The sequence below is a fragment of the Bremerella sp. P1 genome (genome assembly GCF_028748185.1).
Lineage (GTDB): Bacteria > Planctomycetota > Planctomycetia > Pirellulales > Pirellulaceae > Bremerella.
This window is the reverse complement of the sequence record NZ_CP118164.1, coordinates 3,838,701-3,863,640: the sequence shown is the minus strand read 5'-3', so window position 1 is coordinate 3,863,640 and position 24,940 is coordinate 3,838,701. Positions and strand designations below refer to the sequence as shown.

Annotated in this window: 26 protein-coding genes; 5 read left to right on the top strand and 21 right to left on the bottom strand. The window is 56.0% G+C overall.

Translation table 11 applies throughout. The features are described 5' to 3' along the window. Positions 1-126 precede the first annotated feature (126 nt). From PSR63_RS16235 to PSR63_RS16195, 9 genes are all read right to left on the bottom strand, one after another. A complete protein-coding gene (locus tag PSR63_RS16235; protein WP_274326724.1) occupies positions 127-2,196 on the bottom strand; it encodes an FAD-dependent oxidoreductase in 2,070 nt (689 codons plus the stop codon). 112 nt (positions 2,197-2,308) lie between these two features. Next, positions 2,309-3,043, bottom strand: a complete 735-nt coding sequence (locus PSR63_RS16230) for a hypothetical protein (protein WP_274326723.1) — start codon at positions 3,041-3,043, stop codon at positions 2,309-2,311. A gap of 20 nt (positions 3,044-3,063) precedes the next feature. Then, positions 3,064-3,771 (bottom strand): arginyltransferase, encoded by a 708-nt coding sequence (locus tag PSR63_RS16225; RefSeq protein ID WP_274326722.1) that lies wholly within the window; start codon positions 3,769-3,771, stop codon positions 3,064-3,066. A gap of 117 nt (positions 3,772-3,888) precedes the next feature. Then, the gene (dnaB, locus tag PSR63_RS16220) at positions 3,889-5,331 is read right to left on the bottom strand and encodes a replicative DNA helicase (RefSeq protein WP_274326721.1); all 1,443 of its coding nucleotides are present in this window, start codon (positions 5,329-5,331) and stop codon (positions 3,889-3,891) included. A gap of 423 nt (positions 5,332-5,754) precedes the next feature. Further along, positions 5,755-6,279, bottom strand: a complete 525-nt coding sequence (gene rplI, locus PSR63_RS16215) for a 50S ribosomal protein L9 (RefSeq protein ID WP_144976228.1) — start codon at positions 6,277-6,279, stop codon at positions 5,755-5,757. Between the two features lie 87 nt (positions 6,280-6,366). Then, on the bottom strand, positions 6,367-6,873 hold the full coding sequence (gene ssb, locus PSR63_RS16210; protein WP_274326720.1) for a single-stranded DNA-binding protein: 507 nt from the start codon (positions 6,871-6,873) through the stop codon (positions 6,367-6,369). Between the two features lie 65 nt (positions 6,874-6,938). Continuing rightward, positions 6,939-7,373, bottom strand: coding sequence for a 30S ribosomal protein S6 (gene rpsF, locus PSR63_RS16205; protein WP_274326719.1), 435 nt, complete (start codon positions 7,371-7,373; stop codon positions 6,939-6,941). A 96-nt stretch (positions 7,374-7,469) separates the two neighbouring features. After that, on the bottom strand, positions 7,470-8,030 hold the full coding sequence (pth, locus tag PSR63_RS16200) for an aminoacyl-tRNA hydrolase (protein WP_274326718.1): 561 nt from the start codon (positions 8,028-8,030) through the stop codon (positions 7,470-7,472). 43 nt (positions 8,031-8,073) lie between these two features. Then, complete coding sequence (locus tag PSR63_RS16195) at positions 8,074-8,355, bottom strand: hypothetical protein (protein WP_274326717.1); 282 nt, start codon at positions 8,353-8,355, stop codon at positions 8,074-8,076. Positions 8,356-8,827: 472 nt separating this feature from the next. Between PSR63_RS16195 and PSR63_RS16190 the strand changes: the two genes are divergently transcribed. Beyond that, a complete protein-coding gene (locus PSR63_RS16190; RefSeq protein WP_274326716.1) occupies positions 8,828-9,169 on the top strand; it encodes a co-chaperone GroES in 342 nt (113 codons plus the stop codon). On the opposite strand, the gene PSR63_RS16185 is transcribed toward PSR63_RS16190, so the two are convergent. Beyond that, positions 9,166-10,122 (bottom strand): ribose-phosphate diphosphokinase, encoded by a 957-nt coding sequence (locus PSR63_RS16185; protein WP_274326715.1) that lies wholly within the window; start codon positions 10,120-10,122, stop codon positions 9,166-9,168. The two genes, PSR63_RS16190 and PSR63_RS16185, sit on opposite strands and share 4 nt — an antisense overlap. An 85-nt stretch (positions 10,123-10,207) precedes the next feature. Next, positions 10,208-10,960, bottom strand: a complete 753-nt coding sequence (locus PSR63_RS16180) for a sugar phosphate nucleotidyltransferase (protein ID WP_274326714.1) — start codon at positions 10,958-10,960, stop codon at positions 10,208-10,210. Positions 10,961-11,343: 383 nt separating this feature from the next. Between PSR63_RS16180 and PSR63_RS16175 the strand changes: the two genes are divergently transcribed. Continuing rightward, a complete protein-coding gene (locus tag PSR63_RS16175; RefSeq protein WP_274326713.1) occupies positions 11,344-12,879 on the top strand; it encodes a protein kinase domain-containing protein in 1,536 nt (511 codons plus the stop codon). 7 nt (positions 12,880-12,886) lie between these two features. Here PSR63_RS16175 and PSR63_RS16170 read toward each other — a convergent pair whose 3' ends face one another. Next, on the bottom strand, positions 12,887-13,759 hold the full coding sequence (locus tag PSR63_RS16170; RefSeq protein WP_274326712.1) for a uracil-DNA glycosylase: 873 nt from the start codon (positions 13,757-13,759) through the stop codon (positions 12,887-12,889). A gap of 185 nt (positions 13,760-13,944) precedes the next feature. Here PSR63_RS16170 and der point away from each other — a divergent pair, with 185 nt between their 5' ends. The 3 genes from der to mtnA all read left to right on the top strand — a co-directional run bounded on the left by der (position 13,945) and on the right by mtnA (position 17,768). Further along, positions 13,945-15,405 carry a ribosome biogenesis GTPase Der gene (gene der / locus PSR63_RS16165; RefSeq protein WP_274326711.1) on the top strand — a complete coding sequence of 487 codons (1,461 nt, stop codon included), beginning with the start codon at positions 13,945-13,947 and terminating at the stop codon, positions 15,403-15,405. 174 nt (positions 15,406-15,579) lie between these two features. Beyond that, entirely contained in the window at positions 15,580-16,686 is a 1,107-nt protein-coding gene (gene ald, locus PSR63_RS16160; protein ID WP_274326710.1) for an alanine dehydrogenase, read from the top strand. A 2-nt stretch (positions 16,687-16,688) separates the two neighbouring features. After that, on the top strand, positions 16,689-17,768 hold the full coding sequence (gene mtnA / locus PSR63_RS16155; protein ID WP_274326709.1) for an S-methyl-5-thioribose-1-phosphate isomerase: 1,080 nt from the start codon (positions 16,689-16,691) through the stop codon (positions 17,766-17,768). A gap of 62 nt (positions 17,769-17,830) precedes the next feature. Here the strand turns inward: mtnA and PSR63_RS16150 are convergent, their stop codons facing one another. The 9 genes from PSR63_RS16150 to PSR63_RS16110 form a co-directional block, all read right to left on the bottom strand. Then, complete coding sequence (locus PSR63_RS16150) at positions 17,831-18,499, bottom strand: transposase (RefSeq protein WP_274326708.1); 669 nt, start codon at positions 18,497-18,499, stop codon at positions 17,831-17,833. A gap of 37 nt (positions 18,500-18,536) precedes the next feature. After that, entirely contained in the window at positions 18,537-18,707 is a 171-nt protein-coding gene (locus tag PSR63_RS16145) for a hypothetical protein (RefSeq protein ID WP_274326707.1), read from the bottom strand. Between the two features lie 213 nt (positions 18,708-18,920). After that, a complete protein-coding gene (glnA, locus tag PSR63_RS16140; protein WP_274326706.1) occupies positions 18,921-19,763 on the bottom strand; it encodes a type I glutamate--ammonia ligase in 843 nt (280 codons plus the stop codon). Further along, positions 19,652-20,056, bottom strand: a complete 405-nt coding sequence (locus PSR63_RS16135; protein ID WP_274334201.1) for a glutamine synthetase beta-grasp domain-containing protein — start codon at positions 20,054-20,056, stop codon at positions 19,652-19,654. Before PSR63_RS16135 ends, glnA begins: the two co-directional genes overlap by 112 nt. Positions 20,057-20,102: 46 nt before the next feature. After that, complete coding sequence (locus PSR63_RS16130) at positions 20,103-20,237, bottom strand: hypothetical protein (protein ID WP_274326705.1); 135 nt, start codon at positions 20,235-20,237, stop codon at positions 20,103-20,105. A 140-nt stretch (positions 20,238-20,377) separates the two neighbouring features. Next, entirely contained in the window at positions 20,378-21,472 is a 1,095-nt protein-coding gene (locus PSR63_RS16125) for an MMPL family transporter (RefSeq protein ID WP_274326704.1), read from the bottom strand. Beyond that, the gene (locus tag PSR63_RS16120) at positions 21,388-23,022 is read right to left on the bottom strand and encodes an MMPL family transporter (protein WP_274326703.1); all 1,635 of its coding nucleotides are present in this window, start codon (positions 23,020-23,022) and stop codon (positions 21,388-21,390) included. Before PSR63_RS16120 ends, PSR63_RS16125 begins: the two co-directional genes overlap by 85 nt. A 154-nt stretch (positions 23,023-23,176) precedes the next feature. Then, positions 23,177-24,508: a S41 family peptidase gene (locus tag PSR63_RS16115; protein ID WP_274326702.1), complete on the bottom strand. Its 1,332-nt coding sequence runs from the start codon at positions 24,506-24,508 to the stop codon at positions 23,177-23,179. After that, positions 24,492-24,857 carry a hypothetical protein gene (locus PSR63_RS16110; protein ID WP_274326701.1) on the bottom strand — a complete coding sequence of 122 codons (366 nt, stop codon included), beginning with the start codon at positions 24,855-24,857 and terminating at the stop codon, positions 24,492-24,494. The genes PSR63_RS16115 and PSR63_RS16110 overlap by 17 nt, the downstream gene beginning before the upstream one ends. Positions 24,858-24,940: the final 83 nt, after the last annotated feature.

Here is a 24,940-nt window from a genome sequence, read left to right as displayed (position 1 = left end):
AACGCCAGACTCCTGGCAAGACGAATATCGCCTAGGAGTTACGATGAGCTGAGATACGCATCGGAAAAGTTTATGGTTCAGGCAAAATGTGACGCTAGCGATGCCTGCAGAAGGCCCATTTTCCGCCTACTGCACCGGCAGCAACTGAATCGCGTCCAAAATGACAAACCCATCAGTATCTTTATTCCGTATCACAATGGTGGTTGGCTGGTCAGCCGTAAGATTCACGGTACCGATCTTCCGAAAGGCCTCGCCACTAGGCAGCGGTACCGTTTGATCGACCGATAACGCAAAGGTTTCCGATCCGTTGATAAACGTCACCGGGACCTGCTTGGCCCGGGTAGGATGAGCTGAGTAAGCCATCCGCACCTCGTACTTGCCACTTTTGGGGACCTTCACCTGGAACGTCGCGGCCGATGTGGCGTCCCCCTTGGCCTCGTCGTGCACGTAGCTGCCGTCGATGCATGGTTTGAAGTTGGAAGAACTTGCCCACGTTCCCTCTAATTTGGCCGCCGAATCGTCCAGCACAATGCCGGGCAGGCTCTTCGAAGCGATACCACCGGCAACTGAAGGACGAGGAAGTTCGGCCAACTCCGGTAGTTCCAGGACTTGGCCTTGCGCCACGAGACGCTCACGAAGATCCGCATAGGGCAACGTCTGAACAGTCGTCCCTTGTTTCGCCGACATCGCAGCAGCAATGCCAGCACTCTGCCCAATGATCATCCAGGTAGGCTCGACCCGAATCGAAGAGATCCCAACATGCGTGCATGACATGGCCACCGGCACCAGCAAGTTGTCGCACTCACTTGGCTTCGGCAGAATCGACCGATAAGGGATGTGATATGCGTAACCATGTCGTCGGCCAGGCATACGAACCGGAAAGATCGTCCCCTCGTCAGCGACTGTCCCATCGGCAAAGGCCACACGTTGGCAATCGTGGGAATCAATTGGAAAAGACGAGATTGCGATCGGGTCTTCCTGCTCCGGCGCCTCAAGAATGTCCTTCTGACTGACGACGTACATCCCCTGCATACGTCGTCCTTCACGAACATACAATTGCGGCGAGAAGTGATCAGTCGCAGCGAACTCGTCTTTGCATAAGCCAAGTCGGGCGTACTTGTCCTTCACATCCTGCGGCACAGCAGGATCGGTGGTCAGGAAGTGATAGAACTCGAGCGTGTATTGTTTGTGCTGTTCGAAGATCTTATCGCGGCCCGCCTGATCGGCTTCGCTCCAGCCGTTGCAAGCCCCGACGAGCCCCAACGAGAACTGCCCGCCAATCGAGTTGTTACCGTCGAATTTGTTGCCTGGCAGTGGATACAGGTCGATACCATAGCTGCGACCACCCGTAGCAATGTAGCGCCTGATCGCTTCGAACCGAGCCGGATCGTAGTTATCAGGCTTGGGCATGGGAACCTTGTTATCCGCCTCGGCGGTCAAGCAAAGCCGAAAGCTGTAGACCATCACCAAATCATCACCGGCCGCTTCTTCGCCTGGCTGATCCGTCGTTACCAAAGGAAGCAGACTTCCGTCCGCAGCGAAACCGTCGATCTTCATCTTTCCCTTGGGATAACGTTTCCCGGCGAGCGATTCGCCAAAGTCGGCTTTGCCTTCGCGGCCGATCGTCCAGCTGACATTCGCCGCCGCCAACAAGTCACCCTCGTAGGTTGCGTCGACATAGGTCTTCGCCTGGAAGGTTCCTTTGTTGGTCTCAAGCTGTTTGATCGTTGCCCCCTGCATCGTTGCCGACTCAAGGACGTGCCCTGGCAAGACCTCAACGCCAGCTTCGTTGAGCATCGCCATCGTGACCTGCATCGCAACATGCGGTTCATAGGTCCACTTCGCGTTATCTTTCACGCTCACGTCGTACGGCAACTTGACTCCGCGAGCCGTATAGTCTGCTTCAATCCGTCGGTGCCATTCGTCGAACAGGCCCATGACGGTCGAACGTACGGTTTGGTTGGAATCGCTAAAACTCAGCCCGCCCGTATTCACGCCACCGACGTGCGAAGTAGGCTCTAACAAAATGACCGAAGCCCCTTCCCGAGCAGCCGCAATCGCCGCACAGAAGCCGCCAGGGGTCGAACCGTAGACGATCACATCCGCCGACTTGGTTTCCGCTTGAAGCGAATTGCTGAAGACGCAGGCAAGCGAGATACACAGAAGGGCAAAAAGGGGGAAGGGAAATCTGTTCATGGTGTTGGCAGAAGCTAAAGGCAGGAAATGGGTGGCCTCGATATTGTAGTCCAATCGACGTCGGGGTTCCAAACATCCCCCCCAGAGCTTCCACCAGGATTGCGCTCCTACGTTAGGACCAGGCGAGAATGTTCGTTCGCACGAAGAAGTAGATCAGTGCGACGGCAAGTCCAACCCAGTGGAGCCAGTCTCGCCACTCACGCTGAATCAATTCCCACACGGTCAGCAGAAGCATCAAGACAAAGATGATAATCCTGGTGACGACACTCGACCAGCGAAGCGTTTCAAATGAAATGACCTGCCCCATGGCTAACTCAAATGGATTGATCATGCAGAGAATCAAGAGATTCTCGAAAATCAACATTCCAAAGACGAATTGCCAAAACCGCGTCGTACGGATCAGGCACAAGTAAGCTGAAAGCATCAATGTGATGCCCGTATACTGGACGAGTCCTTCGTATGCGTAGATGCTCTGCCGAAACGAAGAATATCCGACTTCTTCATCGAACATCACGAGATCGACTGCGACTGCTAACATCGTGACCAGTTCGTAGAAACTCATCGCGGGCGGCAGAATATGCCCTGGCTGCCATGCCCAGCAGTGACCTCGGTAAAACCAGAACCCAATCAACGCTGCAACTGTGACGCCCGTCCCTAAGACAATCGCGCTGGTACCGTAGAACAGCATCGAAAACCAATCGAGCAGTCCGGTGAAGTCGTCTTCAAAGAATCCTTGAAGCAGCATCAGCCAGGCACCGACCGATACCGAGACCAGGGTTACCCAAAGAAACAGAATCGCCAGCGAGAACCTCGGCGTGCCTGAAAGGGGCTTCGTCGTTTCGCTCACTTTTACCTCATTCACGGCCGCTACTCAAACCGCTGCCAAACCCCACCGATCCGCCGTTCGTGCGGCAGGTAGCTGGCTTTGTATTTCATGTGAGCATTCCCCGCGACGTAGAAGCCGAGGTACAGATACTTGATCCCCCACTCGCGACATGCTTCGATCTGTTTGAGAACCGAGAAGTTGCCGATGCCCAACTCGGATAACTCCGAATCGAAGTAGCAATAGACGGCCGACATCGCTTCGTAACCGACATCGGCAATGGCTACCCCAACCAGGTCGTCACCGCGATAGTAACGGAACTCGCGGCTATCGCAGCAAGTGATGCCGATGAACTCTTTCAGGCTTCGCAGATCGACCTCGCTGCCTGGCTCGCCGAGCCCCCGCCCTACTTTGTGTTTGTTATAGAGTTCGACTCGCTGGCGATCGATGATCGGTTCACCAATTTCGACACGAAGCTCGGCCTCTGCCCTTTTCAAAACACGACGATGGCGCCGACGCGGAACGAAATCTTCGACAGGGATGCGGATCGGCTCACATGCATTGCAGCCAGGGCAATTGGTGTGATAGATGAAAATCCCCGAACGACGGACGCCTTCTTCTAATGCCTCGTCGAATGCTTCAGGCTCGGCCCGAAAGTCGGTTAGATAGAACGGGAGCACCGCCAGCCGATTGGGCAGGTAGGGGCACGTCTCTTCGACGTCGATAAATTTCGCCCCGTAGCGATGACTCATTCGAGCTCTCTACACCATGACACAAACAAAGCATGGCATGCTGGAAACATGACGCAGGCCACCGTCTAAATTATACCTCTCAAAATGGGTGGCAACTTCCCAAAAAAGAGAGGAAGGCTAAAAGCCTCCCTCGCCCCCTTGGTTGAATGCCGAGAAATCATCAGGCTCGCGGTCAAACGCGTTCTCGAATCGCGTAAAGTCCTTGAGCCACGTCAGTTTGACTTCACCCACCGGGCCTGCACGCTGTTTACCGATGATGATTTCGGCCTGACCGGCGTACTGCTCGCGTTCCTCGCCGTGGTGATAATATTCTTCACGGTGAACGAACATGACAACGTCGGCATCCTGTTCGATAGCCCCCGATTCGCGGAGGTGACTCAACTTCGGCTTGTTATCTTTGGAAACTTCCGCCTGACGATTGAGCTGTGCCAGACAAAGAATCGGCACGTTCATTTCACGCGCCAAACCCTTCAGACGCCGGGCAATCTTGGCGACCTGCTCCTGTCGAGGATCGTCCGCATTGTCAGGCTCGATGAGCTGCAAATAGTCGATCACGATCAGGCCCAGACGCTTCTCATTGCGAATGATGCGTCGAGCGGAGGCGGCGATTTCCGCCACTGTTCGGCTGGGCGAGTCATCAACAAACAGGGGTGCTTCCCCCACAAGCGACGACTTCTCGATCAAGCGGGCCCGGTCTTCATTGCTGAGCGTTCCGTTTCGCAATCGATGGCCATTCACGCGGGCCACACTACACAGCAGACGATCGCAGAGTTCGACCGATCCCATTTCCAAGCTGACAAACAGCACCGGGACCTTATCATGCACAGCAACGTTTTCGGCAATGTTCATGGCGAACGCCGTTTTACCCATGGCCGGGCGAGCCGCGAGAATCAGTAGTTGGCTGCCATGGAAACCGCTGGTCATTTCATCGAGATCGTTGAAGCCCGTCAGAACGCCGTCTTCGTTCGCTTCGCCACGCAGACGAGCATCGATGCGTTCCATCGCTTCGGTCACGATCTCGCGCATGCTGGCCATGCTGCGGCTGTCGCGACCATCGAGGATGCTGAAGATCTTCTGTTCCGCCCTACCGATAAGCTCTTCGGGCTTCCCTGCTTCCTGGTAGGCATCTTGCAGGATATCGGTCGCCGCGATGATCAGGTTTCGGCTCGTCGCTTTCTTCCGCACGATTTCGGCGTAGCTGACGGCATGGGCCGCGTGCGGAACACTTCGAGCGACCGTTGCCAGGTAGGCGGCACCACCGCAGAACTCCCAGTCGCCAGCATCACGCAGATGCTCGCTGAGAAGCGTGATGTCGATCTTGCGACCGCTGTTGTGCAGGTCGACCATGTGCTCGAAGAGCTTTTTGTTTGCCTCGTCGTAGAAGTCCTCGGGACGCAAGACCATGATCACGTCGTCCAGACAATCTGGCAGCAGAATGATACTGCCTAGCACACACTGTTCGGACTCGATGCTGCACGGCGGCTGGTTATCGAGAAGGTTGGTTGTTACCTCTTCACGATCATCGAATCGCCGCTTCTTGGATTTACTACCGGTGGCCAAGGATGTGCTCCATCCGTAGGTTGTGAATACGTCTGCCTGACTTCGATTTCCATGTTACCACGGAGCTAACTCAGAACAACGACATCCGCAGATTTAGGGATCGGATTTACGGGCATCACAAAATAGACGCCGCGGCATAAAAAAAACTCCTCGGGGAGGCCGAGGAGTTTTTTGGGATTGTCCGCAGGGGAAGCTAACAAGGCCGGCGTTCTCGCCAAAGGGCCGACCGAGCTTCGTCACCGTTGGAAAAAGGGAGTGCGACTTACTAAGACCAGCAAGCTCCGAGTCCAAGGGAACGGGACTCAAGGTGCCTGCCGTAGCGTGCTATGCGTTATGCGTTTCAGAGCGATGCCGTGCCTGAAACACAAACGTTTGCACAGTTAAACTCAGTGCGAATCTCGCACATTTGACTGTCTGGGCGAATTAGTCGCCGGAGACGGTCGGAACAACCCAAACCTTCAATTCCGATTCGATTTCGGCATGAAGGTGAATCTTGACGGTATACAAACCGAGTTCCTTCAGCGGACCCTGCAGGCGAACCTGGTCTGGGGTCACGGTGAAGTTCTGTTCCTTCAAAGCGGCCACGATCTCAGCCTGACCGACACTACCATACAAGTGGCCTTCGTCGTTGGCATTGGCTTCGATGGTAACGCTTTGACGGTTCAACAGATCTGCGATGGCACGCAGACCAGCCAGACGCGACTTTTCGATCTCCGCCAGCTTAGCCTTGTGCTTTTCGACCATTCGCTTGTGGTGCGTGGTCGCGATGGTAGCCAGACCCTGTGGGATCAGGTAGTTGTTGGCATAACCAGGACGAACTTCGACAACGTCGCCAGGCTTACCCAAGTGATCCACCGATTGGATCAACAACAGTTCGATGCCGCCGTGCTTGCCTTTTGGCAAACGCTTCCAAGGACGTGCTTTGTGCTTTTCAGATCGAGTTGGCATGGTCTTACTATTTCCAATAATAGCCAGTGGTTTGGCGATCTTGTTTTGAATGTCTCGGTGACGTCGACTCGGGTCGACCGCCAGCCACTAAAACGGGATGTCGTCGTCGGCTGCCCCTTGCGAACCAGGTCCGCCAAAGCTGCCGTCATCGTAGGAATCGTAGTCACTGGAACCGCCCTGGTTGTAACCGCCACCACCTTGTGGCTGCGATTGACGCTGGGGAGGTCGCGATCCACCGCGGCTACCACCGCCGCCGCCACCTTCACGGCCGCCGAGCATTTGCATCTTCTCGCCGACAACGCGAAGCTTGGATCGCTTCTGTCCGTCCGTTTCCCACGTGTCGAGCTTAAGTCGTCCTTCAATCAACACGGACGAGCCCTTGCTCAAATATTCGCTGGCGATTTCTGCCGTGCGTCCCCAGAGGGTCACATCGACAAAGGTCGTTTCATCGACCCACTCGCCGCTTTGGTTCTTTCGTCGATCGTTCACCGCCAAGCCCAGCTCGGTAACGGCGAGTCCCCCGTTGGAAACGTAGCGGACTTCAATGTCCCGTGTCAGGTTCCCGACCAGAATAACTCGGTTGAAACTTGCCATCGTGACGCTCCTTCAAGGGAAATCAAAATCGACTTGAGTCTTTACCGCAGATGACTGACGACGAACTAGTCGGCAGCTTCTACAGTTTCTTCTTCATCTTCCGACGATGCTTCATCGTCATCGGATTCATCCGAACCGGTGTCTTCCGAATCGCCGTCGCCGGCGAACTCATGTCCTTCGGCGTGGGCGATCAGCATGTCGACCAGGCGTGGATCTTGCTTGATGAAGAGGTAACGCAGCATGTCATCGCTGATGTTACATGCGTAGTTCAACTCTTCCATCTTGGAGCTATCCAAGCGGAAGTAGGTCAACCAGTAGGTACCACGACGATGCCCTTCAATTGGGTACGCCAGGCGCTGTTCCGCCCACATGCGGCTGACCAGGATTTCGCCGCCCAGCTTTTCGACCAGGGCGTTGATTTTTCCGGAGACCCCACTGGGGTCTTTTCCATAGCGATTGGAGTCCAGAATGAACATCCCCTCATAAACGTAAGCCGCCAAGGTTTCTACTCCTCGAATGTCGACGTCAAAATGATCGGTGAGTGGCTGGCCGCAACTTGCTGGGCCGATAAGCCAACCACATGATTAAATGATTTGTTATCCGTTGTACTGATTCATGGTGTGCACGAGACCGTGCTTGGCCCAGTCCTCAACGACTGAAGCGGCCCGCTCAACACACACATCTATCTCTGGCTTTTCTGCCTTGGCAAAGTTGCTCAAGACATATCCGGCCACATCCGCTCCTTCACGGGGAGGTCCAATTCCGACACGCAGTCGAGGAACCTCATCCGAGCCGAGCTTTTGAATCACATCGGCCAACCCGTTCTGCCCGCCTGCCGATCCCTTCCCCTTAAGCCGCAATTTGGCCAAAGGAAGATTGAAATCATCGCAGACGATCAAAACGTCTTCCAGCGTCAGTTTATAAAAATCGAACGCCGGTCGAACACTGTTTCCACTTTTGTTCATGAAGGTGTGCGGCCAAAGCAACATCAGCTTTTCGCCACCTACCCCCACTTCCGTCAGTTGACCGTTGAACTTCGACTTGGGTTGGGAGGCCGCATGTCGCTTGGACAGCGTTTCCAACACGTCGAAGCCGACATTGTGCCGCGTACCGTCGTACTTCTTACCTGGATTTCCGAGCCCGACAACGAGTTTCATCACATCCAGTCAGTCAGCACAACGCTTACGACAGTCCGCCGTCTTAGTTTCCGGCTCGGAAGAAGTCGACGTGGAGAACTTCGGTGCCGAAAGTGTCCCATTGGACCTCTCGCATCACAACGCTCTCGGACACGTCCCCTTCCAGGGTAATGTTCTTCACACCGTGGCGAACAATCGTATTGAATTGATCCGCACACAGTTCCAAATGCACGACGTCTTTGCCTTCACCGTACAAAACGGCGGGAATTTTCCCGTTCAGGCGCAGGTTGCGATTGGCAATCTTGCCGGTCTTTTCTCGCTTCGTGGCTTTGAGTGTTTCGGCCATGAAAACTTGTTCCGCAGTCAGTAAGTGTTGTCTAGGGGCGACCGGGCAAAGGTGCGTCTGGTCGTTTCGTATGAATCAAAAGTGATCTGGCAAAGGAACGGGTGTTCCCTAGGGACCAACTTCGTAATTTTGGAAACTGGTTATTTTGCCAAACTATCTGCCGTTGGCAAGTCCAAACCCAGCCCTCTCGGCTTATTTCATGCCAAGTGGACTGCCAGTCACGGCAACCGGCAGCGCAAAGCCAGACCCAGCCAGGCATGATCCTCCCCGTAAAAGACCGAATCTCCACGCCATAAAGCAAGTATCAAGGGGAAGTTAGGCACATCCTTCCGCCAACCGATAAAGTTTGCCACAACTGGCCCCCACACCGGAAAGCCGAAACATCCCGGGGGATTGCTAATCCGTTTTCTTTAAGAACAATTGAACAGAGCCCCTGTCAGTCCCCGCATCGCAACCCTGAAATCGGAAATCCATGGCCAAATCGTCCCGCAGTAAAGTCATCGAGTACGTCGAACCCATCGGTGCCCGTGTTCTTGTCCGCAAGGATGAACCGAAACGGACAACCAAGGGGGGCATTGCGCTGCCGGATCAAGCCGAGATTCCGACGATCACTGGGCGAATCGTGGCTATTTCCACGCGGATCGAGAACGACGAAGACTTCCCTCTTCGCCAGTACGACAAGATCCTCTTTCATCCGAAGGAAGCAATTCCGGTCGACTTCGAGACCGACAACCAGCTGTTTGTTGTCCCCGTCGAGGATGTTGTGGCCGTATTTCGCCGTGAAACGGGCAGTAAGGCCTCTAAAGAAGATTAGGCAATGCTCTCGCGGAACAGAGCGCTAATCGACTCGTCGTTGTGAATACGCTTAATGGCCTCCCCCAGAAGTGGAGCGACCGATAGCACACGCATATTGGTCAGCAGATCTTGCGATTTCTGGGGAATCGTATCGGTCAGGATCAGCTCTTTGATGGGTGCTGCCTGCAAGTAAGCCACGGCTGGTCCACAAAGAACACCATGGGTGGCCGCGATATAAATCTCTTTTGCGCCGGCTTGGTGAACGACTTTGGCCGCCCCGCAGATCGAGCCGGCCGTACTGATCATGTCATCAAAGATGACCGCCGTCTTGCCTTCTACCGGCCCACCGATGATGTTCTTCGACGTCGTTTCACTGGCACTGGTTCGTCTCTTGTCGACAATAGCCAGCTTCCCATCCAAACGACGATTATGGGTCACGGCGCGTTTGATACTCCCTGCGTCGGGACTCACAACGCAGAGGTCTTCCGTCGGAATTCCTAGGCTGAGAAAGTACTGATTCAGCACCGGCGAAGCATTCAGGTGATCGACCGGGACGTTGAAAAAGCCCTGAATCTGGGCGGCGTGCAGATCCATCGTCAGCACGCGGTCTGCTCCAGCACTGGTAATCAGGTCGGCGACCAACTTGGCGGTAATCGGCACGCGGCCTTCGTCTTTGCGGTCCTGACGTGCGTAACCGTAGTACGGGATAACCGCCGTGATTCGCTCGGCACTGGCCCGACGACAACTGTCGATCATGACCAGCAGTTCCATCAGGTTGTTGTTCACTGGAGGACAGGTCGGCTGCACGAGAAACACATCGCGACCGCGAACGTCTTCCTCGATCTTGCATTGGATTTCGCCGTCCGGGAACTCGCCCAGAGAAACGCGTCCCAGCTTAAGATGCAGGAAGTTGCAGACATCTTCGGCAAGCTTGGTGTTAGCGCGACCGCTAAAGATTTTGATCTCACGCATGACGTAAACTGGGCAACCGGCTGAGAGTTGTCGAAAAAGGTGCTACGAACCAAGAAAGGGGCGAGTGCCCCTCGAACCGCTTCCGTCAGGACTTATTGTAACCAATTTCCGCCATCACACGCTCTACCTCAGCTAATTGCTCGCGAGAGTTAATGCTATAAGCCTCGCATGCTTTCAGCACGGGTAGGGCATCTACCTTGTCGCCCAGCTCTTTGAGAATCTTCGGGCAATCGGTGAGATAATACTCTCCCTGGGCGTTGTCGTTGGTGAGTCGCGAAAGTGCCTCGACCAGCCGCGGAGCCTGGAACACGTAAGTGCTCATGTTGACTTCGTTAATACTCCGCTGATCCGGCGTGGCGTCTTTCTCTTCGACGATCCCCTCGAACACGCCTGAAGCATCACGAACGATGCGGCCCAAACCGGTCGGATCTTCCCGCTTCAGCGTCCCTAGCAGGCAAGCATGTCCATCGACCTCGAAGGCCTCGAACAGTTCGCCTAGCGACGAAGACTGAACCAGGGGCGAGTCTCCGGCCAGAACGACCACGCTTCCATCGGCAGACCTCAACTCGTCCAGGCACATCTGAACGGCATGTCCAGTGCCCAGCTGTTCTTTCTGTTCGACGAAAACAAGATCATCGTGCGACTCAAGGGCCTTTTGCACGTCGTCGGCTCGATATCCGACAACACAGACGATCTTTTCAACCCCGACCTCGCGCAGCGCGTCCAGGACATACTCGATCATCGGACGTCCCAGGACTGGAAACAGCACCTTGGGCATCTCTGACTGCATTCTGGTCCCTTTACCAGCAGCCAGAACAACTGCAATCCGCTTTCCCATGTTGCCTACTCGCTTCGGCCTCAAAGCACATATGACCAATGGACAGGGCAGGAATCCGTCCGTAAACGGTCGTATCTTGGCATTTTTTGGCTTTGAGTTCCAGTGGCACGAACGGCTAAGCCGGAAAATGGATCGATCGGAACCTATTTAATCGTCAAGACTTAGGAACCCGGCAAGAAAATTTAACGGCCTTAACGGTTACACCGACTTCCACCCATCTGAGTTGTTTGACAGGCGATTTAATTTGGGCGGCTGGAATTTGCTTTCACGCGAAAAGTCGAATAACATAACGTGCGGAACAGAAAAGTCTTATCCCCGCATTCTTACCCAGACGGAAGAGGTGCCCAGATCGCTGCTGGACGGTTCGGGCCCAGGAAGTTTTTATGGCTGATCTCACCGCTGAAGAATTTGCGCAGCGCGTCATCGACTTTAACCTTCTCGAACATCACCAGGTCGAACAGGTCTGGAGCGAACTCGGAACCCGAGAAGTCTCGCTGGGCGAAATCCAAAACTTGATGCTACGCAAAGAGCTTTTGACCAATTATCAGGTCGAACGCGTCGTTAAAGGTCTGCGTACTGGATACTTCTACGGTGACTACAAAGTTCTGTACATGATCGGTACCGGCACCTTCGCGCGGGTGTTCCGCACGGTGCACAAGGACACCGGTAAAGTGGTGGCCGCCAAGGTGCTGCGTCGTCGTTTCAGCGAAGATCCCAAGCGTGCGTCGCAGTTCATGACGGAAGGGGAACTCGGCAAGGGGCTGCGTCACCCGAACATCTGTCCGATCTATGAGGTGCACTCGGAAACTTCGATGTACCAGCATGGAACCAGCTACTTCCTGATCATTGAATTCATCGAAGGGCAAAATCTGCGTGACTTGCTGCGAATTCGGGGCAAATTCAACCCGAAAGAAGCAACGCAGTTGATGATCGATATCACCTCAGGCTTGGCCTACGCTTCCGAACGTGGCCTGACGCACCGCGACTTGAAGACCTCCAACGTGCTGATCTCGGCGCGTGGTCGTGCCAAGCTGGTCGACTTTGGTCTGGCCGCATTTGCCGAACAAGTCAACGAAGATGGACAAGCATCGAACCCGCGTACGGTCGACTACGCCGGTCTCGAAATTGCGACCAATGCGCCACGTGACGATCCACGCAGCGATATCTACTTTGCCGGGGCCATCTACTACCACATGCTCACCGGCGTACTTCCTCTTTACGAGACGCGTGATCGCCAGAAACGTCTGGCTGCCAGCCGCTATTTAAACGTCGAACCAATTGCCAAGGTCGCTCCTGACCTGCCGCGTTCGGTCGCTTCGGTCGTGATGAAGGCGATGGAAACCAACCCGGATCGTCGTTATCAAACCACCGGCCAGATGCTGATGGACCTGAAGATGGCCGCCAAACGGCTGGAACTCGGGGACGATTCTACCGCTGGCGAAATCCGTGGAAAGATCGAAGCACAAAACGAAGCCCGCATCGCCAAGCAGTTTGAGGGCTACAACAAGACGATCATGATCGTCGAGTCGAACATGGACATGCAAAATGTCCTGCGGGATCGCCTGAAGAAGTACGGCTACCGCGTGCTGGTCATTAGTGATCCACAGCGAGCTCTGAGTCGTTTTGCCGAAGATGCGTCACCGGCCGACATCATTGTCTTCAGCGCCATCGACATGGGTGAGGCAGCCCTGGAAGGCTTCAATCAATTCGCCGAAGACATCCACACCAAGGATAAACCTGCGGTGTTGATCGTGAAGGAACGCCAGACTGCCATTCGAGAAGCCGCCGAATTGGGCGAGAACCGAGCCATCATGACGATGCCGGTCAAAGTTCGCGAACTTCGAAAGTTGATTCACGAACTGCTCAAAGATCCGCTCGATCCCGAAGAAGAAGACGCCGAAACGGAAGCTGCCAAGTAGCAGCCGTCTACTTGGCAGGCTTGGGAATCGCGACTCCCATATCCTTGAGCATCATCTTCATGTCTTCCCACACGTCCTTCTTGGCCGAGGGATTCCGCAACAGGTAGGCCGGGTGATACGTCACCACCACCTTACTGCCACGGTAAGGGTGGAACTGGCCACGTAGCTTGCCGATCGGCGCAGTCGACTGAAGCAAATTCGTGATCGCGAATCGTCCCAGGCAAACGATGTACTCTGGCTGGATGATTTCTAACTGTCTCTCAAAATAGGGTCGACAGTTCTCATTTTCTTCCGTGGTCGGATTTCGATTGCCTGGAGGGCGGCACTTGAGCGTGTTGAGGATGTACACGTCCTCTCGCTGGAACGTACAAGCCTCGATGATCTGCGTCAGCAGTTTGCCTGCTCGCCCCACAAACGGCTCTCCTTGCCGGTCCTCGTCCGCCCCTGGGGCTTCGCCGAAAAATGCAATCCGCGCCTTAGGGCTCCCCACGCCAAAGACGGTCTGCGTTCTCGTTTTCGCCAGTTCTGCGCAAAGAGTACATCCAGCCACAGTCGCTTGGAGTTGATCGAGTTCTTCCTGCCGTTTTGCCTTCGAGAGCTTGGCGTATGGGGCTGGCCACGGCTCGTCCGACGAACTGGGCAGCGTGGGCATGGCGGCCGGTTTAATGGCGGTCTTGGCTGCGGAAATGGTCTCCGTCTTCTTCGGCTTGGGCATCTCGCTGACTCCTTGCGGTGCGGGCATTTCCGGTTCAATTGGGGGTGGTGCGTCAGGCGTATGGGGAAGCTCAATACCGGCCTGCTTGGCCAGGAACTGCACACCGGACGAGCGCCAGGCTTGAGCCTGTTGAAGAAGAACTCGGCGAATTTCAGGCTCGTCCATGCCGGATGTTGCGGAGTTAAATAGGTGGCTTGGGTACTCAGAATTCACGCAGGAATGGGAACGCTAAGAAGTTTTCCCTTACTCAGGCGAGACCTAGCACGTAAAATGAAGTTAATCCATATTAGGGTAAGTAATTCATGCTTTCCTGTCATCCATACTCGCACCCCTGATTGAATTCTGCCCCTATGGCGGTACCCCAAGTAGTTATCATCGGACGCCCGAACGTCGGTAAATCCAGCATCTTTAACTGGTTGGCCGGTCGTCGGCTTGCCATTGTCGACGACGTCGCAGGCGTCACCCGTGACCGGATGGTCCATCTGCAGAAGTGGAACGACCGCTTCTTCGAGATCGTCGATACCGGCGGGATTGGCGTCAATGACGTCGATAATCTCACCGACGAAATCGAACGCCAGATCCAAATCGCCATCGACTCGGCCGACATCATCCTGTTTGTGGTTGATGTCCGCAGCGGTATGCTGCCGCTGGATCAACAGGTCGCCCAGCGTCTGCGGAAGATCGACAAACCCGTCGTGCTGGTCGCTAACAAAGCCGACTCGCCGCACATGGATGTCGAAGCCGACCAGTTCTATCGCCTAGGACGGGGCAAACTGGTTGCCGTCAGCACCCTGCAAAATCGCAACAAGAGCGACCTGCTCGACGTCATCGCCGATCGTCTGCCCGACACGGAAGCCCCTCAGGATGCCGACGACGGGCTGCCGGAAATGAAAGTGGCGATCGTGGGCCGCCGTAATGTCGGCAAGAGCACCTTCGTCAACACGCTCGCTCAGGCCGATCGCATGATCGTCAGCGAAGTGGCCGGGACGACACGCGATAGTGTCGACGTTCGCTTCGAGATGGACGGCAAGTCGTTCGTCGCGATCGATACACCAGGTCTCCGCCGCCGTGTGAGCGTAAAGACCGACATCGACTATTACAGCACCCACCGCGCCGAGCGAAGCATCCGCCACGCGGACATGACGCTGATGTTCTTCGATGCGTCGCAGCAGATCAGCAAGGTCGACAAACAACTGGTCCGCTACATCAGCGACGAGTTCAAGCCGTGCATCTTCGTGGTCAACAAGTGGGATTTGTACAACACGCAGATGCCGACTGAGCGTTGGGCGACGTACCTGCACGAGACATTCCCGATGATGTCGCACGTCCCAATTGCGTTTATCACCGGCAAAACGGGCAAGAACGTCAAGACGCTGCTCAACCACGCCCAGATGCTGTACAAGCAGTCTCTCTCGCGAATCAACACCGGCGAGTTGAACCGGATCTTGAAAGAGATCATCGCCCATCATCCGCCACCGCTGCACAAGAATCGCAAGCCGAAGGTTTACTACGCCACGCAAGTTGGGGTTCAGCCCCCGACCTTCGTGCTGATGGTGAACATGCCCAAGGCGTTTTCGCAGAGCTATCAGCGTTACCTGATTTCGTCGTTCCGCGACGCGGTCCCCTTCCCCGAAGTCCCCATCAAGCTTTACTTGAAGAAGCGCGAGTCCTCGGACGAACGGGACGACTTCGGCAAGGTCGGCAAGCCGGTCTACGAAGAAGACACGTCGGATGAATTTCTGCCGGAAATTGACGAGGCAGGCGATAGCGCCATCGTCGAGCAATACGACGATGCCAACGAGGAAGCCTGATCGACTACCTAGCAGAAATCGATTCTTTCTATCGAAAAATTGGGGCGAGATTTCTCGTCATTTCGCCCCTCGGGTACCATGTCCACATCTGCGTGGACATGTTTCAATAGCGAATGCCCCTAATCTTCGTGCGCTTCGCACTCAAGCTAATGAAACAAACGTAGGGATCACCAGATGATCGTTGGCATTCCCAAAGAAGTCAAAAAAGACGAGTACCGCATTGCCATCTTGCCCGTCGGTGCCGAAGAACTGGTTCGAGCAGGCCATACTGTCGTTATCGAGAAAGACGCCGGAATCGGTTCCGGCTTAACCAACGAGCAGTACCAGGAAGCGGGTGCCACGCTCGTCGATACGGCAGAAGAAGTTTTCTCCCAGGCAGATATGATCCTCAAGGTGAAAGAACCTCAGGCTGAGGAATTTCCCCTGATCCGTCCCGGGCAAATCGTCTTCACCTACTTCCACTTCGCTGCCAGCCGTGACCTGACCCAAGGCATGATCGATTCCGGTTCGATCTGCCTGGCGTACGAAACGCTCCGCGACAAGCGCGGCACGCTTCCGCTGCTAACTCCCATGAGCGAAGTTGCCGGGCGTATGAGCATTCAGGAAGGCGCCAAGTACCTGGAAAAGCCACAGATGGGACAAGGCATCTTGCTCGGTGGCGTGCCAGGCGTGGCCCCAGCACACATTACGATTCTTGGTGGTGGGATCGTCGGAGCGAACGCCGCGAAGATTGCCGCTGGCTTCAACGCCGACGTCAACATCCTCGATATCAACATGGACCGGTTGCGATACCTCGATGACGTGATGCCGCCGAACGTGAACGTGCTGTTCAGCGATCGCCACGTGATCCGCCACCAGCTGCAACTGGCCGACCTGGTGGTCGGCTCGGTGTTGATTCCGGGAGCCAAAGCCCCCATGCTGGTATCTCGTGAAGACCTTAAACTAATGAAGCCTGGGAGCGTGATCATTGATGTCGCCGTCGATCAAGGTGGCTGCATCGAAACATCGAAACCGACTTCCCACAGTGACCCCACCTACCTGGTCGACGACGTGCTGCACTACTGCGTCGCCAACATGCCAGGTGCCGTGGGACGTACCAGTACGTTCGCGCTTTGCAACGTCACGCTGCCTTGGGCACTGCGTGTCGCGAACGAAGGCATCGAGAAGTCGCTGGCCAACTCGCCAGAACTTCTCACAGCCCTGAATATCCATTCCGGCAAAATCACCAACCAGGCGGTTGCCGGAACCTTCGATCTTCCCTATCAACCCCTGACTGCTTAGCCATGACCACTTCCACGCCCGAAACGACCGCCCCTGATCCGATTCGTTTTGTCGGCGAAACGGACGGCCATCTCGTTCTGATCGATCAAACCAAGTTGCCGGTCGACCTGGTTCACATTGAATGTCGCGATGTCGAAACCGTCTGGGAAGCCATCAAGATGCTGCGTGTCCGTGGGGCACCGGCAATTGGCATTGCTGCCGGGTACGGGGTAATCGTTGGCCTGCAAACGGCCGTGGATCAAGCGGCGGAACAGTTCGAGGCCCGCTTCCACGAAGTGGTCGAGTACCTCGCAGGCAGCCGCCCTACGGCGGTCAACTTGTTCTGGGCACTCGATCGTCTGAAAGCCACTTACGCTGCCGAGAAGGAAGCAGGCAAGTCGCCTGCTGAGATCCACGCGGCACTGTTGGCCGAAGCTCGCTTCATCCACGAAGACGATCGTCAGGTCTGCCGAGCCATCGGCCGTCATGGTGCCGAGCTGATCCAGTCCGGCAACGGAATCCTCACCCACTGTAACGCTGGCGGCCTGGCCACTGCCGACTACGGCACGGCCCTGGCAGTTATGTTTACCTGCCACGACCAAGGCAAGGACATCCATGTCTACGTCGACGAGACGCGCCCGCTACTGCAAGGCTCGCGTCTGACGGCTTGGGAATTAGTGCAGCGAGACATTCCGGCGACGCTGATCTGCGACAACATGGCCGCCCAGGTCATGAAAGAAGGCCGCGTGGATGCGGTGATCACCGGTGCCGATCGCATCGCCGCCAATGGTGATTCGGCCAACAAGATCGGAACGTACGGCGTGGCCCTGCTGGCCAAGGCGCACGGCATTCCGTTCTACATCGCCGCACCAATCAGCACGTTCGACCTCACCCTGCCCACCGGCGAAGGCATTCCCATCGAACAGCGCGACGCCGTCGAGATCATCAACGGCATGGGCAAGCAGACCGCTCCAGAAAACGTACAGGTCTACAACCCTGCCTTCGACGTGACCCCAGCCGAACTGATCGCCGGGATCATCACCGAGAAAGGGGTCATCTCGCCCGTCACGCCAGAGAACATCGCCCAAACCATCGCAGGTTAGAACGAGAGGCGATTACGATACACGGCAGCCGCCTTATCCAGTCCCCTCTCCCTTGAACAACATTATTCACCAGCTAGCGGTGGAGGATGAAGGTTGAGGAGCATGTACATGGCATGGATCAGAAGTTTGGCTTGAACCCACTCGCGGACGCGGTGTATTCGTCGAGCCCAGTTGGGTAGTGGTTCGAGGCCTCCGGCGTGATTGCCAAGCCAGGCGAATCTTCGTTCGACCTGGTTCCGGAACCGTATTAGGGCGCGACCGAACTCCTGCTCTAGTAGGGCGAAACAGCGAATTCGTCCTGGGCTGTGGCGGCAATGCCCCAAGCCTTTTCCTGGTCGCAGTTTTTCGGCCACCAGTTGATAACCGGCTTCCATCGCCGCGTCGTGGAGCTGGTTGCTGTCGTATCCACGATCAGCCACTAGATAGCCTCCGCCTCTCCCTAGGATCGGGAGAAGCCGAACTGCAACCGGCGTTTCGGCCACGTTGAGCGGTTCGACATCCCAGGCCAGCGGCATGCTGCTCGAGCCGTAGATCGCGTGGACCTTGTAGCCCTTGCCGTAGCCGCGTCGTGCGCGGCCCCAACGGGCATCGGGATCCTTGCTGCAATGACTCACCATTTGCGGCTTGCCATCAACGAGCATGACAAAACCGAAATCGTCCACCGCGATCATGCACCGTTCCATTTGAGCGAGCAGTGCCTGAACTTCCGTGGTTGGCAAGCGTCGGCTCATCGTCGGTTGAGACGGTAATTTCCGAGGCCTGAGATCGTCAGGCCAGTTGCCCGGCTCGCATGCCCAGCAGGTTGGTCGATCGTGAATAACCGCCCACAAGTAGACGCTCACGATCTCCCAATCGAAAAAACTTTGTCATCGCCCACCAGGGATTGGCGTCGCACTGGCGAGCCAATTTGTATAATGCAATCCAGAGTTCACGTTCCATGGCTTGGCTCCCAATTTGGGAATTCGTACACAACTACCTAGCCTAGTACGTGAACTCCTTTTATTGCTAGCTGGTGAATAATGTTGTTGAAGGGAGAGGGTCAGGGTAAGGGATTCTCTTAAATGTCGTAGTACAAGCAGAACTCATAAGGATGCGGACGCAGACGAATCGCGTCGGCTTCGTTCTTTCGCTTGTACTCGATCCACGTTTCGATCACGTCTTTGTGAAGACGTCACCACGAAGCAGGAATTCGTGATCGTCTGCCAAGGCGTCTAGCGCTGCATCAAGCGAGCCTGGCGTCTTCGGCACGGCGGCTGCTTCTTCCGGCGGCAGGTCGTAGATGTCCTTATCGAGCGGTTGCCCCGGATCGATCTTGTTTTGGATCCCGTCGATCGCCGCCATGGTGATCGCGGCGAACGCCAGGTAAGGGTTACAGGTCGGATCGGGGCAGCGGAATTCAACCCGCTTGGCCTTCGGGCTCGGGCTATACATCGGAATGCGGCACGATGCTGAGCGGTTCCGCTGCGAGTACGCCAGGTTCACCGGAGCTTCATAACCAGGGACCAATCGCTTGTAGCTGTTGGTTGTCGGGTTGGTGAATGCCAGCACCGCCGGAGCATGCTTCAGCAGGCCACCAATGGCATGCAAGGCCGTTTCGCTGAGGCCAGCGTAGCCGCTACCTGCGAAGAGTGGTTCGTTGTCTTTCCAGAACGAGAAGTGCGTGTGCATGCCGCTGCCGTTGTCGCTGAAGACCGGCTTGGGCATGAACGTCGCGGTTCGGTTGTTGCGCTTTGCGACGTTCTTGATCACGTACTTGTAGATCAACAGATCGTCGGCCATCTTCACCATTTCATTGAACCGCATGTCAATTTCGCACTGACCGGCGGTCGACACTTCATGGTGCTGGGCTTCGACATTCAAGCCGCACTCGATCATCGTCTGCATCATTTCGTTACGCAGATCCATGAGCGAATCAGCAGGCGGCACCGGGAAGTAGCCTTCCTTGTGACGCAGCTTGTAACCGAGGTTCGGTCCCTCGTCGCGACCGCGTTCCACTCCCCTTCCACGCTATCGATGTAATAGAAACCGTGTTGAGGTCGTTGATCGAAGCGGACGTCATCGAAGACGAAGAACTCGGCTTCCGGGCCGATGAAGCAGGTATCGGCGATGCCAGTGCTCTTCAAGTAGTTGGCCGCTTTGCGGCACACATTGCGTGGATCGCGGGAATAGTCTTCACGCGTGATCGGATCTTGGATGTTGCAAATCAACACCAGCGTGGGCAATTGCGTAAACGGATCGACAAAAGCCGTATCGGGCTGCGGCACAACGAGCATATCGCTCTCGTTGATGGCCTGCCAGCCACGGATGCTGGAACCGTCAAAACCGAGGCCATCTTCAGAAGGTATCTTCGCTCAAATGGCTGACAGGGATCGTGAAATGCTGCCAGAGGCCGGGAAAATCCATAAAGCGGAAATCGACCGCTTTCACGTCGTTTTCACGGCACAGGGCTAAGACTTCTTTGGGCGTCATGTTGGGGCTCCCTTTCATAACAATGGTGACGCAGGGCAGTCGAAACGGGAACCGAGACACCACTTACCGCATTACGAGCTAAGTGGCGTCACGACTCCTGCATGAATCCGTAATATGGCGCTTTCACTGCTGCGATTCAATTAGACCGGAACATTTTCTTCCGGCGGCTGCCCAGATTGAGGATGAGTTTCTTCATCAGCAAAGCGATTCATCAGGGCGAGAAAGCTCGGGAGCATGATCGTGCGGACGACAAACGTATCGAGCAAAACACCCACCGTCAGGGCAAATCCAATTTCGATCACCCCAAGTAGTGTTCCCATACACATCGACGCAAACGTACCGGCCATCACCAGACCGCAACTGGTAATGATGCCACCGGTTGTCGTCATGCCTCGCAGCAAACCGTCGCGTAACCCTAGTCTCTTTTGCTCTTCAAAGACGCGTGTGGCCAGGTAGACGTTATAGTCCTGGCCAATCGCCGCCAGGATCACAAACAAAAACAACGGCACTTTCCAGTCCAGTGCCTGATACGAATCGGCATAGACAGTGCGAAAGAACATTTCGGTGATTCCCAGCGTGACGTAATAACTGAACAGCACCGAGAGGATCATATACGCACACACCATCGGCCTGCGAAGGATTACCAGCAGCACCATAAAGACGGCCACGATCACGCCTAGTTCGATGCGCCTTTGATCTTGCGTGGTCACCTTCATCAGGTCGCGGATCGATGGCGTTGTCCCTTGGATATAGATCTTCGTTTCATTCCAGGGTGGCGGCAGCGTGGCGATCTTTTCCTTGAGGTTCGTCTCGATGTTATCCATCAGCGCGATGGCTTCATTCGAGAACGGATTGCGATCGGTCAGCACGCGAAACAACGTGATTTGGCCACTCAAGGTGGGCTCTTGGGCCAGGAAAAACTCTTTCGTACGACGATGCTTCTTGAGCATCCAAATATGTCGTCCGCGCGAGGAAATCGAGAAGCCTGCGGGCCGATCGCCCAGTGGCTGCTCGCTGGTGAAGACGCGTTCCACGTCTTTGTTGGTATCGAAGATGGTCTCGGCAAGTTGGTTGGTGATGGCCTGACCGTCGGTCTCCATGAACTGGCCAGCCGGGTTCACCGCCAAGATCGTCAGCGGCCCACTTTCCCCTAAGGGGAAGTAATCGCGGATCTGAAGCGCCGTCTGCTTGGCCATGCGGTCGTTACCGAGATCGCCGAACAAGTCGTACGACACCTCCACCGCCCTGCCGGTTGTGATGCTTGCTTGTAGAGACTGGGAAAGCCTACGATTCCCAAAAGCAGCACCACAACGGTTAACGTGAGGCCTGGCCGGGCACAAACTAAGCGGGAAATGAGATCCCACCATCCAGCCGAAACGGGGCGGCTTTTCTCGACGAAGCTCTGCGTATCGCCCCATGGCCAGAACAACACCTGCCCCAGGAATCGCATGATCGCAGGGGCCAAGGTCAAACAGGTCAGTAGCGTGATTAACAGGCACAGCCCAATTGCCGGACCGCTGTTTCGGTACTTCTCGAAATCGGCGAAGAACATCATCCCCAGCCCCACGACCGTTGTCATGGCGCTGGCCGTAAGGGCCTCCCCTACCCCGGCTAGTGCCTGGGCAATCGCCAATTCATGATCGCGGCAGCGAGCGAGTTCTTCTCGGTAACGTCCAATCAGAAACAGACAGAAGTCGGTCCCTGCCCCAAACAAGATCACGACGATAAAGATCCGCGACGTCTTGAAGACCTTGAAGTCGAACCACTCCATGCCTGGCAGCAGATGCACTTGCGTGAGCGAAGCGACCAGCCACGAAGAAATAATGAACGACACCGCAATCGATAACAGCGGCACGGCCAAAAGCATGGGCGTGCGGTAGATCAGCAGGAGGATGACGATCACCAGCACAATCGTGTAAAGCTCGGTATTGGCGATACTCTCTTTCGCCGCCATCAGCATTTCGCCACCGATCGCCGCGTTGCCGGTCACGCCGATCTCGAGATGCATAAATCCTGCTTCCTGGGCGCGCTCACGCCATGTATCGACGTACTGCGTCGCCTCTTGCAGGACGCGAATATTATCGGTCGCCATGAATTCGTTGCGCGACTCAACGACGACTAGGACCGCGTGTCCGTTCTTGCTCGTCAGCATGTCGCCGCACACCATCGTGTGCCGCGTCAGCACATCGAACTGATTCCAGTTGAAAGGATCTTCCGGGACCAGCTCCAGCGTTTCGTCCTTCAGCTCCGGACGTAGCGTCATCGCGTGCTCGAGAAACTGCTGCTCGGCATCGGCATCCCCATGCTGCTTGCTCGCGTAGGCCATGTTCCACAGCGGATGCCAGTTCTTCGAGTCGAGTAGCGCCGACTCTTCCCAAGCATCCATCGCATACTGCAACGGGGCCGATAGGTCGTCCTCTGGCTCTTTGGTCGGCGGAACTTCATCCGCGATCGCCGCTTTGTACAGGATTACGCCTTGGGCGTTTTGCAGCGGCGAGGCCATGTTGTCGGCAAAGCGAAGATCATCCTCGGTCAGCGGCTCGTCTTTCCGGCTGATGGCGAACACCAACTGGCTTTTGGCCTGACGCTGAGGAAACGCTTCGCGGTAGAGTCGTTCGGCTTCGACGCTGGGAAGTCCGGCAGGCAGGAACGCCAAGTCCCCGTCCAGCGTGACATCGTTCCAATGCGGCGGAAGAAGGGCGGCCGCAACCGCGAATACCATCCAAAAGCAAAGGATGGCAATGGGATAGCGGACAACGAACTTCCCAAGCTTTTGGAACAACAAGATACGAGGCCTTCGCCACGAGTCATACGAGCAGAGCGCGAAGCCACGGGTCTACGTGACTTACCCAACCCAATTAATCGTAGCGGTTACCCCAGGTGTCGCCAACCAGACACCGCCACGTAGAAGTGTGGCAGTGGATGAAGAACCAATCGCGTTATCGCTGATCTTGCGTGCGGGTCGACAACCCTGGCACGCCCAGAAGCTGGCGAGCAGCAACCAGGCCAGCGTCCATCACGGGATCGGCCTGCGAGGCGGCTTGATCGACAGCCGCTTTCACTTCGGCAAGATCAGGCTTCCCGGCGACGCGGACGTTCACGTCCGGCATCACGCCGTTGCGGCTGATCGCTCGTCCGCTAGGCGAGAAGAACTTAGCCGTCGTCAGGCGAAGCCCCGTTCCGGCCGTTGCCAGCGGGAAGATCCCCTGCACCGAGCCTTTGCCGTAGCTACGCTGTCCGACAACCGTTCCGCGACGATGATCACGAATCGCACCGGCGAAGATTTCACTGGCACTGGCCGAGTTCGAGTCGATCAGCACGACCAGCGGCACTCGCCAGGTACCGGGCATATGAGCGGTGTAGTCGAAGTCTTCGCGAGCGTTGCGACCGCGGGTCGAGACGATCGTGCCTTGCTCGACAAACAGGTCGACCATGTCGACGGCTGCCGTCAGCAAACCACCAGGGTTGCCGCGAAGGTCAATCACCAGGGCTCGCATGCCATCGCGATGCAGTTTCCACATCGCCTGGCTGAGATCGGCCGGGGTGTTCTTCTGGAAGCTCGTGATCTTCAAGTAGCCAACCTTCGACTCGGTATCCATGATGTGGATGTTGTCGACGCTGGGCACTTCGACGCGATCGCGACGCACCATCATATCGCGGGCAGGCTGATTAGGGCTGACAACCGTCACGCGGACGCTGGAACCGATCGGGCCTTTCAGCATGTCGGCGGCTTTGTCGGTCGAAATCACTTCAGTCAGGTGACCGTCGACGGCGATGATGCGATCGCCCGAGCGGATACCAGCCTGGTGAGCAGGGCTGCCGTCGATCGCATGGACGATCAACAGGTTGCCGGAATCGGCCTTCAGCTCGACGCCCAGACCAACGAAGTTACCTTCGATCTGTGAGTAGACTTCCGTCAGCTGATCTTGCGTGAGGAAGCTGGTATATGGATCGAGCGAAGCAGCCGTTCCGCAAGCGAATTCGAGAATCGTCGCGGTCGGCTTCACGCCCAGGTTTTGCCACATCAGTTCGGCGGCGTAGTTGGCCGTTTCAATCGCTTGCTGAGGCGAACTGACGTTCTGCCAGTTCACGTTCTCGTTCAGCATGCGGCGAACTTGATCGATACGGTTGCGATCGACGTCCTTCAGGTTCTTCTTATTGAAGACGTCTTCTTTCAGAGCCACGTCCAATTGCTTGACGCCTTCGCGGCTGACATCGCTCCAGCGGGGCGAGTCGACGTAGCTGGCCTGAACCTTACGCAGCACCGTCATACAGACGCAACGCTTCGTCGCGAGACATCGTATCGATCGAGCGAACAAAGCTTTGATCGGTATAACGTCGACCGACATCATAGTGAAGTCGAGCGAGGTTCGCCTTTCGCTGCACGCTGGAATCGAAGCCGTGCAGGCGCAGTGCGTCTTCGTAGAAGGTGAGTGCTTCACCCCAACGGCCCTGTCGTTCGAGCTGCTCACCGTTGGCGATTACCTCGCGAACGGCGGTCTCGTCGATACGAGCTTCGTCGGGAATCCGGATCTGACCGTAGACAGTCGCCGGAGCTAAAGAGAGCAGGGCGATCAGCAGAGCAATCGCCAACTTGTATGATTTGTTTACTGTTTGCATGATCCGTCGCAGCGTCCAGTGTCCGTAGTCACCAGCCACGACGCATTAATCATCAGCCCAATTAGAAATTGGCAAGGACTGAG

Excerpts from the sequence above, each read along its gene's own strand:
- PSR63_RS16110 (WP_274326701.1), bottom strand. The coding sequence starts at position 24,857 with ATGCAAACAGTAAACAAATCATACAAGTTGGCGATTGCTCTGCTGATC.
- ssb (WP_274326720.1), bottom strand. The coding sequence starts at position 6,873 with ATGGCAAGTTTCAACCGAGTTATTCTGGTCGGGAACCTGACACGGGAC.
- PSR63_RS16185 (WP_274326715.1), bottom strand. The coding sequence starts at position 10,122 with ATGCGTGAGATCAAAATCTTTAGCGGTCGCGCTAACACCAAGCTTGCC.
- PSR63_RS16115 (WP_274326702.1), bottom strand. The coding sequence starts at position 24,508 with ATGACGGTGCTGCGTAAGGTTCAGGCCAGCTACGTCGACTCGCCCCGC.
- ald (WP_274326710.1), top strand. The coding sequence starts at position 15,580 with ATGATCGTTGGCATTCCCAAAGAAGTCAAAAAAGACGAGTACCGCATT.
- PSR63_RS16180 (WP_274326714.1), bottom strand. The coding sequence starts at position 10,960 with ATGGGAAAGCGGATTGCAGTTGTTCTGGCTGCTGGTAAAGGGACCAGA.
- PSR63_RS16170 (WP_274326712.1), bottom strand. The coding sequence starts at position 13,759 with ATGGACGAGCCTGAAATTCGCCGAGTTCTTCTTCAACAGGCTCAAGCC.
- PSR63_RS16225 (WP_274326722.1), bottom strand. The coding sequence starts at position 3,771 with ATGAGTCATCGCTACGGGGCGAAATTTATCGACGTCGAAGAGACGTGC.
- der (WP_274326711.1), top strand. The coding sequence starts at position 13,945 with ATGGCGGTACCCCAAGTAGTTATCATCGGACGCCCGAACGTCGGTAAA.
- PSR63_RS16130 (WP_274326705.1), bottom strand. The coding sequence starts at position 20,237 with ATGACGCCCAAAGAAGTCTTAGCCCTGTGCCGTGAAAACGACGTGAAA.
- PSR63_RS16175 (WP_274326713.1), top strand. The coding sequence starts at position 11,344 with ATGGCTGATCTCACCGCTGAAGAATTTGCGCAGCGCGTCATCGACTTT.
- rplI (WP_144976228.1), bottom strand. The coding sequence starts at position 6,279 with ATGCCAACTCGATCTGAAAAGCACAAAGCACGTCCTTGGAAGCGTTTG.
- PSR63_RS16235 (WP_274326724.1), bottom strand. The coding sequence starts at position 2,196 with ATGAACAGATTTCCCTTCCCCCTTTTTGCCCTTCTGTGTATCTCGCTT.
- PSR63_RS16190 (WP_274326716.1), top strand. The coding sequence starts at position 8,828 with ATGGCCAAATCGTCCCGCAGTAAAGTCATCGAGTACGTCGAACCCATC.
- PSR63_RS16145 (WP_274326707.1), bottom strand. The coding sequence starts at position 18,707 with ATGGAACGTGAACTCTGGATTGCATTATACAAATTGGCTCGCCAGTGC.
- pth (WP_274326718.1), bottom strand. The coding sequence starts at position 8,030 with ATGAAACTCGTTGTCGGGCTCGGAAATCCAGGTAAGAAGTACGACGGT.
- PSR63_RS16195 (WP_274326717.1), bottom strand. The coding sequence starts at position 8,355 with ATGGCCGAAACACTCAAAGCCACGAAGCGAGAAAAGACCGGCAAGATT.
- PSR63_RS16150 (WP_274326708.1), bottom strand. The coding sequence starts at position 18,499 with ATGAGCCGACGCTTGCCAACCACGGAAGTTCAGGCACTGCTCGCTCAA.
- mtnA (WP_274326709.1), top strand. The coding sequence starts at position 16,689 with ATGACCACTTCCACGCCCGAAACGACCGCCCCTGATCCGATTCGTTTT.